This window comes from Pseudomonas caricapapayae, from assembly GCF_001400735.1.
GTDB classification, from domain to species: Bacteria; Pseudomonadota; Gammaproteobacteria; order Pseudomonadales; family Pseudomonadaceae; genus Aquipseudomonas; species Aquipseudomonas caricapapayae.
In genome coordinates, this window is record NZ_LJPW01000122.1 from 1 (window position 1) to 7,662 (window position 7,662).

A 7,662-nucleotide genomic window follows, 5' to 3' on the forward strand; every position below is an offset into this window, starting at 1 on the left:
ACTTTGGCCCCATCAAAGTAGCAGTCACGAACTGCATGCCAACGCAGAGCATCGGCACGATAGTCATCTCAAGGTTCTTATCGTTCCGGTGATTCTCTCAGCCCGTGCCGATTTCCCTCCAGCGTACCCGGCCGCTATCATCGCCGCATCTTGTGAGGGACTTATCCGATGCTCAATGGCCTGTGGCTTGGTTTTTTTGTCGTAGCGACGGTTTCCGCGCTGGTGCAGTGGCTGGTCGGTGGCAACGCTGGCATTTTTGCGGCGATGGTCGAAAGTATCTTCGCCATGGCCAAGCTGTCGGTCGAGGTCATGGTTCTGCTGTTCGGCACACTGACCCTGTGGCTGGGCTTTTTGCGCATTGCAGAGAAGGCGGGGATTGTCGACTGGCTGGCCAAGGTGCTCGGCCCGCTGTTTATGCGTCTGATGCCGGAAGTACCTCCCGGCCATCCGGCGTTGGGACTGATCACCCTCAACTTCGCCGCCAATGCGCTGGGGCTCGACAACGCCGCTACGCCTATCGGTCTGAAGGCCATGCGTTCGCTGCAGGAGCTCAACCCGAGCAAGACTGCGGCCAGTAACGCGCAGATTCTGTTTCTGGTGCTCAACGCCTCATCCCTGACGTTGCTGCCGGTGACGATCTTCATGTATCGAGCCCAGCAGGGTGCCCCTGACCCGACCCTGGTGTTTCTGCCGATCCTGCTGGCCACCAGCGTCTCGACCGTTGTCGGCCTGTTATCGGTAGCGTTCATGCAGCGTCTGCGCCTGTGGGATCCGGTGGTGCTCGCCTACCTTATCCCCGGTGCCCTGCTTCTGGGCGCTTTCATGGCTTTTCTCGGTACGCTTTCAGCTGCGGCGCTGGCGGGACTGTCGTCCATTCTGGGCAACCTCACCTTGTTCGGCCTGATCATGATGTTTCTGATCATCGGCTCGCTGCGCAAAGTGCTGGTCTATGAGGCCTTTGTCGAAGGTGCGAAGGAAGGCTTCGACGTCGCCAAGAGCCTGTTACCTTACTTGGTTGCCATGCTCTGCGCAGTGGGCGTGCTGCGCGCATCCGGCGCGCTGGACTTTGGTCTGGAAGGCATTCGGCATCTGGTGCAATGGCTGGGGCTGGATACACGCTTCGTCGATGCGCTGCCGACCGCGATGGTCAAACCCTTCTCCGGCAGCGCCGCCCGGGCCCTGTTGATCGAAACCATGCAGACCCAGGGCGTGGACAGTTTCGCGGCATTGGCTGCGGCAACGATTCAGGGCAGCACTGAAACCACGTTCTATGTGCTGGCGGTGTATTTTGGGGCTGTGGGCATTCAGCGCGCTCGCCATGCTGTGGGTTGCGCGCTGCTGGCCGAGTTCTCCGGCGTGGTGGCGGCGATTTTCGTCTGCTACTGGTTCTTCGGCGCGACCGCTTCCTGAGGCCTTATTGCGCCGGAGTCTGGGGCGCCGATTCAGCAGGTGGCGATTCAGCGGGCGCCGACTCAGCGGGCACCGACTCAGCGGGCGCACCGCCCTGCTTCGGCTGATCGGCTGGGGGCGATTCAGGCGTGGTCTGTTCTGCCGAGTCGCCGCCCGGTTTGAGCTTGATTATCCGCCCGGTAGGTCGCTTCACTGCCGGTTGATCATCGTCGGTGACGACAAAACGCAGCACGCCGATCATCTGGCCATCCTCGGTCAACACCCTTACCTGCCAGCGCCCTGTCACGTCCTGCGGGAAGTTCTGCTTGCGTGTCCAAGCGCGATAGCCTTCCTTGCGTCCACCGTGGATGTCCAGAGCGATCCGGTCCATCTCTTCGCCTTCATGCCACCACACATGGTAGATACGCTCATCCAGGCCGCGCGGCGCATTGATGGCGGTGTACGCATACAGACCGCCATTGCGCAGCTGTTTGGCGCTGATCAGCGAAATACTGTCGCCCGGCGTACGGTTCTTGTTATCGAAATCCGGGCTGACTGCCACTTCGGTCAACCAGAGGGTCGCTGGCGGTACCCAGGAGCGCAGCAGCCAGCCTGCCGCGCCGATGGCCAGAATGATGCTGATCACGGCCAGTGCGCTGCGCCAGGTGTTGAGCGGGAAATTCGACATCAGACTGGGCGCCGACAGCAGCATCGCCACGCCCAGGGCCAGTTTGTAACTCTCGGCAGTGGTCAGGTGCAGGATGATCGGCAGCGCGGTCAGCAGTGCCGCGAACAGCGTCAGCGTGTGCAGCGTCATGAACAGCCAGCGCCTGGGTGCCAGCCATTTGTAGTAGAGAGGGTCAATGATCGAAATCAGCCCGGCGGCCCCGAGCACCGCAGTGAATACCGCCTGACCACTGTTCCACGTAGTGGTGATGAAAAAGAACGGCAGCACGAAGAACAGGCTTTCCTGATGGATCATCTGCGTGCCGTAGCGCAGCAAACCCTGCGGAATCTCGCGTCCCAGCGCCTTGTTGAGCAACCCGACCATGGTATTTTCGACCATCAGCCACAGCCAGCTGATCAGCATCACCACCGCGATCCAGGTTGCCAGCCCTGCCTGGCGATCGACCAGAATAAAACTGGCGATACCGGAAACGAAACCAAACGCTGCGATGAGCCCCGGATAGCGCTGCATCAAGTTGAGCACGGGTGTCACGTAGCGGTTGACGTCAAACATTCGGTGGTTCACTCGGTTCTGTTCATACAAAAAACCGTGCCGCGTCACAGACGCAGCGCGGAGCCCGCACCAGCGGTGCAGTTCGGCGTCGGGATTCTATTTGTTGCGTACACGCCAGCGCCACATGGCCAACAACACGATGAGGCCCAGTAACCCGCCGATCAGCCAATACAGGCCGTCGTAGCTGAACAGGGGCTTTTCAATGCGCATGTAGCCCGGTTGGGCAAGCAACTGGCGCATGGCCTGATCGGCCTTTTCCAGCTTCACCGCTTTGATGCGTTTGGCAGGGTCGTCAAAGCGTCCGTTTTCATAATCGTTGAGCGCGCTCCAATAATAGTCGGCCAGGGCACTATTGCCTTGGGTGGCCCACGATTGCCGGTCGATAGCGAGCTGTTGCAGACGCGCAAACGTCGCAGGCTGCATGCCTTCCTTTTGCAGACGCTCGACCAGACTGCGAATGTCTCGCTCGGCCTCGTCGATATCGTCCCGTTCAACGTCGGCATTCAGGCTCAGGAATCCGACATCGCCGAACACTTCACGCTCTGCAGAAGGGCCGTAGGACAAACTGTGTTTAAGGCGCAGCTCAGTGTAGAGCGTCCAGTCCAGATAGGCTTTGACCAGGTCCCAGGTTTCGTCGTGCTGGTCGTCAAGCTGCGGCTCCGGATAGATCAGGTGCAGCTTGGCACTCTCACCCAGCCCGCCACGCTCAAGCTCGCGTCGCGGCTCGGCCGAAGCGTTACCTTGCGCCAGCGGCGGGTGATCGATCGGATCGGTGGGCGCAAGCTTGCCGTAGGTGCGCTCCAGATAGGCCGGCAACAGCTTGTCCAGGTCGCCGACCACAATCAGCGTCATGTTGTTGGGCGCATACCAGTTGGCGAACACGTCTTCGATATGCGCCAGCTTGATGCCATCCACTTCAGGGCGTTCAGCGCATTTCAGGCCCAGTTCCACTGCCAGTTGGCTGCTGGCGCTGCGCCCGGAGTCGCGTCGGTCAAGCAGGCGCTGCAAGTGCGAGAAGTGTCCGCCATCTTCGCGCTCGACCACGCGTTTGACGCCATCCAGCCGAGCCTGGCTCAGCTCGGTTCTGGTCATGATCTCCAGCAACAGGTCGAGGACCTTGCGCTGGTTCCGCGCCGGTGCCTCGATCACGAAAGTGGTATCGGTGTTGCTGGTGAACGCGTTCCACTCGCCGCCCAGCGCCTGCATGCGCTCTTCCAGACCGCCTTCCCCGCTGTCATCAACCCCGCTGAACAGAAGGTGTTCGAGCAGATGTGGCAGTTCCTTGTCCTGGCAGGGGAAGTCATCGAAACCGATGCCTACCACCAGCCGTATGGCCACGTGACCCTTTTCGTAACCGGGCTTGAGGAGAACTTGCAAACCATTGGGCAGCAGGTAGCCCTCGACCTGAAGGCGGTCAAGGGCAAACGAGGGGAGTGAACCGAGGAGCAGACAAGCGAACAGCAGGCAACGCATAAAACAGCTTTCCTGGCGGGCCGGTATGTTTAACAGACTTCACCTCGGCCCTTACGTTCATAGTGATCGTTCGGGCTCGGCCTCGCTTGCCAGGGCTCCTGTGTCAGCGGTTTCCAGCACCACATAGGCGCTGCTGCAAAACAGCGAGTTCAGGCGCTTCATGTCGGCGATCAGCTCCAGGTGCAGCGAACTGGTCTCGATACTCTGCACGACTTTCTGCCGCAGACGGCTGACGTGTGCATGTGCCAGACGGCGCTCCTGGGCCCTGAAACGCCGCTTTTCACGCAGTAACTGGCGCGCACTTTCCTCATCGCCGCTGAGGAATACCGAGAGACCCAGGCGCAGGTTTGCCTGCAACTGGATCTGCAGATCGGCGAGTTCCTCAAGGCCCACTTCGGAGAAGGAACGACGGTGCGAAGTCTTCTGCTGCTGGATCTTGCGCAGCATGCGCTCGATCAGGCCGCTGGCCAGTTCCAGGTTGATGGTCAGCTCGATGATCTCGGCCCAGCGACGGTTATCGTGTTCGCCGAGGTCTTCACGCGGCATTTGCGCCAGGTAAAGCTTGATCGCGCTGTAGAGTGCTTCCACGTCATCGTTGAGACGCCGTACTTCCTGAGTGACGGCGGTCTGCGTGCCGTGCAGCACCGCAAGCATCGAGCCCAGCATGCTTTCGATCAGATCGCCCATGCGCAGCGTTTCGCGCACGGCGTTGGCCAGCGCGAGGCTGGGTGTCGACAGTGCGGTCAGGTCCAGATGGCGAGGTTTGGCCAGACCCCCGACTTCGTTCTGCCGGGGCAGCAAGGCCGCGCACAACCGCGCCATCTGGCTGACGGTAGGCACCATGATCAGGCAGCGCAGCGTGTTGTAGATCAGGTGAAAGCCGATCACCAACTCCTGCGGACGAAAGCCCAGCGTGTCGATCCAGGCAACCAGCGGGTCAAGCACCGGGATGATCAGCAACAGGCCGAACAGCTTGTACAGCAGGCTACCCAACGCAACCTGCCGCCCGGCAACGTTCTGCATGCTGGTACTGAGGAACGCCAGCAGGCCGCTGCCGATGTTGGCACCGATCACAAGGCCGATTGCGACTGGCAAACCGATGACTTCGGTGCCCGCCAGTGTGGCCGTCAGCAACACCGCCGCCAGGCTGGAATAGGAGATCAGCGCAAACATGGCGCCTACCAGTGCATCCAGCAACAGGTCGCCGGTCAATGAGGCAAACAGGACTTTGACCCCTGCCGCCTGGGTGATCGGCGCGGCAGCCGCAACGATCAGTTGCAAGGCGAGTACGATCAGGCCCAGGCCAATGCCCACCCGCCCCAACTGGCCTGCACGAGTCTGCTTGCGGGAAAGAAAGAACACCACGCCAAGGAAAATCAGCAGCGGCGACAGCCACGACAGATCGAACGTCAGCACGCGGGACATCAAGGCAGTGCCGACATCGGCCCCGAGCATGATCACCAGCGCCGGTGTGAGCGTCATCAGCCCCTGACCCACGAATGATGTCACCAGCATGGCGGTGGCATTGCTGCTCTGCACCATGGCCGTCACCAGAATACCGGCGATGAACGCCAAGGGTCGTTTTGCCATGTTCTGGCTGAGTAAACGACGAAGTTGGGCACCGTAAACGCGAAGGATGCCAGTGCGCACGATATGCGTGCCCCATATCAACAGGGCGACGGCAGATAGCAAATCGAGCAGGGTCAGCATGCTGAAAGCCCCCTGAGGTTTGCCCGTTCAGGCGATGAATTGAAAGATGCAGCGTGTAGCGAGCGGGGATGGTGTGTAACGCTCTACTAAGCTTTTAGTCGGCCATCGGCCTTGGTGCCAGCATCGCACAGGGTGGAGTTCATTGAAATAAAAGTGTCATAAATCCGCACCGCAAACGCAAGACCGGACGCGAAGCGTCCAGAACAGCATGCGACGCGGAGCGTCGCACGATGGCTGAAAAACTTCGGCACGACAGTTGGGATTATCGTTCCGCACGCTCCAGCGTGGGAATGCCTTCGTGACGCTCTGCGTCATGGATTTACCCCACACCGCTTATTCACGAGAGGACGCAGAGCGTCCAGAAAGGCATACCCACGCGGAGCATGGGTGCGATAGTCGTGAGGCTTCCAGCAGCCATCAACGGAACCGGTCAACCTCGTTACGCAGTTCAGTCGCCAGCCCATTCAGCTCCTGGGCAGTGACCGCCAGGTTGGACATCACCTGGCGCTGTTCGCTGTTGGCCATGGCGATGCTTTGCAGGTTGCTGCTGAGCATGGTGGCGGTGCTGCTTTGTTCCTGGGTCGCCGTGGTGATGGCGGCGAACTGGTGACCGGCCGAGCGGCTTTGTTCGTCGATCTGGGCCAGTGCAGAGGCCACCTTGGCGTTGAGCGACAGACCTTCCTGCATCAGGGTGTTGCCCTGTTGCATGGTGCTGATGGCGTTGCCGGTTTCCTGCTGGATGCTGGCGATCATGCCGGAAATTTCGTCTGTGGCTTCACGTGTACGCGAGGCCAGGCTGCGGACTTCATCAGCCACCACGGCAAAGCCGCGACCTTGTTCGCCAGCGCGCGCTGCCTCGATGGCGGCGTTGAGCGCGAGCAGATTGGTCTGGTCGGCAATCGAGGTAATCACCCCGACGATGCTGCCGATTTCCTGCGAGCGCTGGCCCAGCGTGTCGATGACCGTTGCCGTGCTGTTCAGCGAGGTTGCGATCTGTTGCAGCGATGAAGACGCTTCTTCCATCGACGTACGACCGATGCGCGTCTGCTGCGCATTTTCCTGCGCCAGACGCTCGGTATTGCTCATGTTGTCGGCAATGTTCATCGACGTGGCGCTGAACTCCTCGACGGCGCCGGCCATGCTGGTGATCTCTCCGGACTGTTGCTCCATGCCCTCGTAGGCGCCACCCGACAGGCCGGACAACGCGTGGGCGCGGGTACTGACTTCCTGCGCTGCGGTACGTATATGCGACACCATCGATGACAGTGCTTCGCTCATCTTGTTGAAGCTGCCCGACAGTTGGCCGATCTCGTCGTTGCTGGTCACATTGAGGCGTACGCTCAGGTCGCCCGCACCCAGTGCATCGGCCTGGCGTACCAGTTCGGACAGCGGACGCAGCTTGCTGCGCAGCAGCCAGATCGCGCTGATGACTGCGATCAACATGGCCAGCAGGCTGCCGATGGCCAATTGCGTGCCGACGTTCCAGGTCACTTCACTGATTTCGTCGCGCGGCATGCTGGCAATGACTGTCCAGGGACCACCGGCGAATGGCTGGCCAACGCTGTAGTAGTCGTCATCGCGGTCATTCCAGAACTGTGCCTTGCCCGGTTTGCTGGCCAGATCGGCAACCGATCTGGCGGCACCGTCCAGCGACTTGACGCCCGCCGGCGGCACCAGCCAGGTGCCTTTTTCGTCCAGCAGTGCCAGCGAGCCGGTGGAGCCGATGCGGAAGCTCTTCAGGTTATCGAACTGGGTTTTCTGTGCATCGGTGTAATCGAACCCTACAAACAGCGCCGCAATGATCTTGCCGCTGCTGTCGCGAACCGGGCTGTATTGAGTCATGTAGTAGC

5 protein-coding genes are annotated in these 7,662 nt (G+C 60.6%); 1 reads left to right on the top strand and 4 read right to left on the bottom strand.

Annotated features, from left to right (window positions below):
- Positions 1-168 precede the first annotated feature (168 nt).
- Positions 169-1,410, top strand: coding sequence for a nucleoside recognition domain-containing protein (locus ALO80_RS17080; protein ID WP_055009845.1), 1,242 nt, complete (start codon positions 169-171; stop codon positions 1,408-1,410).
- Positions 1,411-1,414: 4 nt separating this feature from the next.
- On the opposite strand, the gene ALO80_RS17085 is transcribed toward ALO80_RS17080, so the two are convergent.
- The 4 genes from ALO80_RS17085 to ALO80_RS17100 all read right to left on the bottom strand — a co-directional run.
- Positions 1,415-2,629, bottom strand: coding sequence for a DUF5924 family protein (locus ALO80_RS17085; protein ID WP_055009846.1), 1,215 nt, complete (start codon positions 2,627-2,629; stop codon positions 1,415-1,417).
- 96 nt (positions 2,630-2,725) lie between these two features.
- Complete coding sequence (locus ALO80_RS17090; RefSeq protein ID WP_055009847.1) at positions 2,726-4,102, bottom strand: M16 family metallopeptidase; 1,377 nt, start codon at positions 4,100-4,102, stop codon at positions 2,726-2,728.
- A 57-nt stretch (positions 4,103-4,159) separates the two neighbouring features.
- Positions 4,160-5,812 (bottom strand): Na/Pi cotransporter family protein, encoded by a 1,653-nt coding sequence (locus tag ALO80_RS17095; RefSeq protein WP_055009848.1) that lies wholly within the window; start codon positions 5,810-5,812, stop codon positions 4,160-4,162.
- A gap of 417 nt (positions 5,813-6,229) precedes the next feature.
- Positions 6,230-7,662: methyl-accepting chemotaxis protein (locus ALO80_RS17100; protein WP_055009849.1), on the bottom strand; the 1,433-nt coding region annotated here is incomplete at its 5' end.

Excerpts from the sequence above, each read along its gene's own strand:
- ALO80_RS17090 (WP_055009847.1), bottom strand. The coding sequence starts at position 4,102 with ATGCGTTGCCTGCTGTTCGCTTGTCTGCTCCTCGGTTCACTCCCCTCG.
- ALO80_RS17095 (WP_055009848.1), bottom strand. The coding sequence starts at position 5,812 with ATGCTGACCCTGCTCGATTTGCTATCTGCCGTCGCCCTGTTGATATGG.
- ALO80_RS17085 (WP_055009846.1), bottom strand. The coding sequence starts at position 2,629 with ATGTTTGACGTCAACCGCTACGTGACACCCGTGCTCAACTTGATGCAG.
- ALO80_RS17080 (WP_055009845.1), top strand. The coding sequence starts at position 169 with ATGCTCAATGGCCTGTGGCTTGGTTTTTTTGTCGTAGCGACGGTTTCC.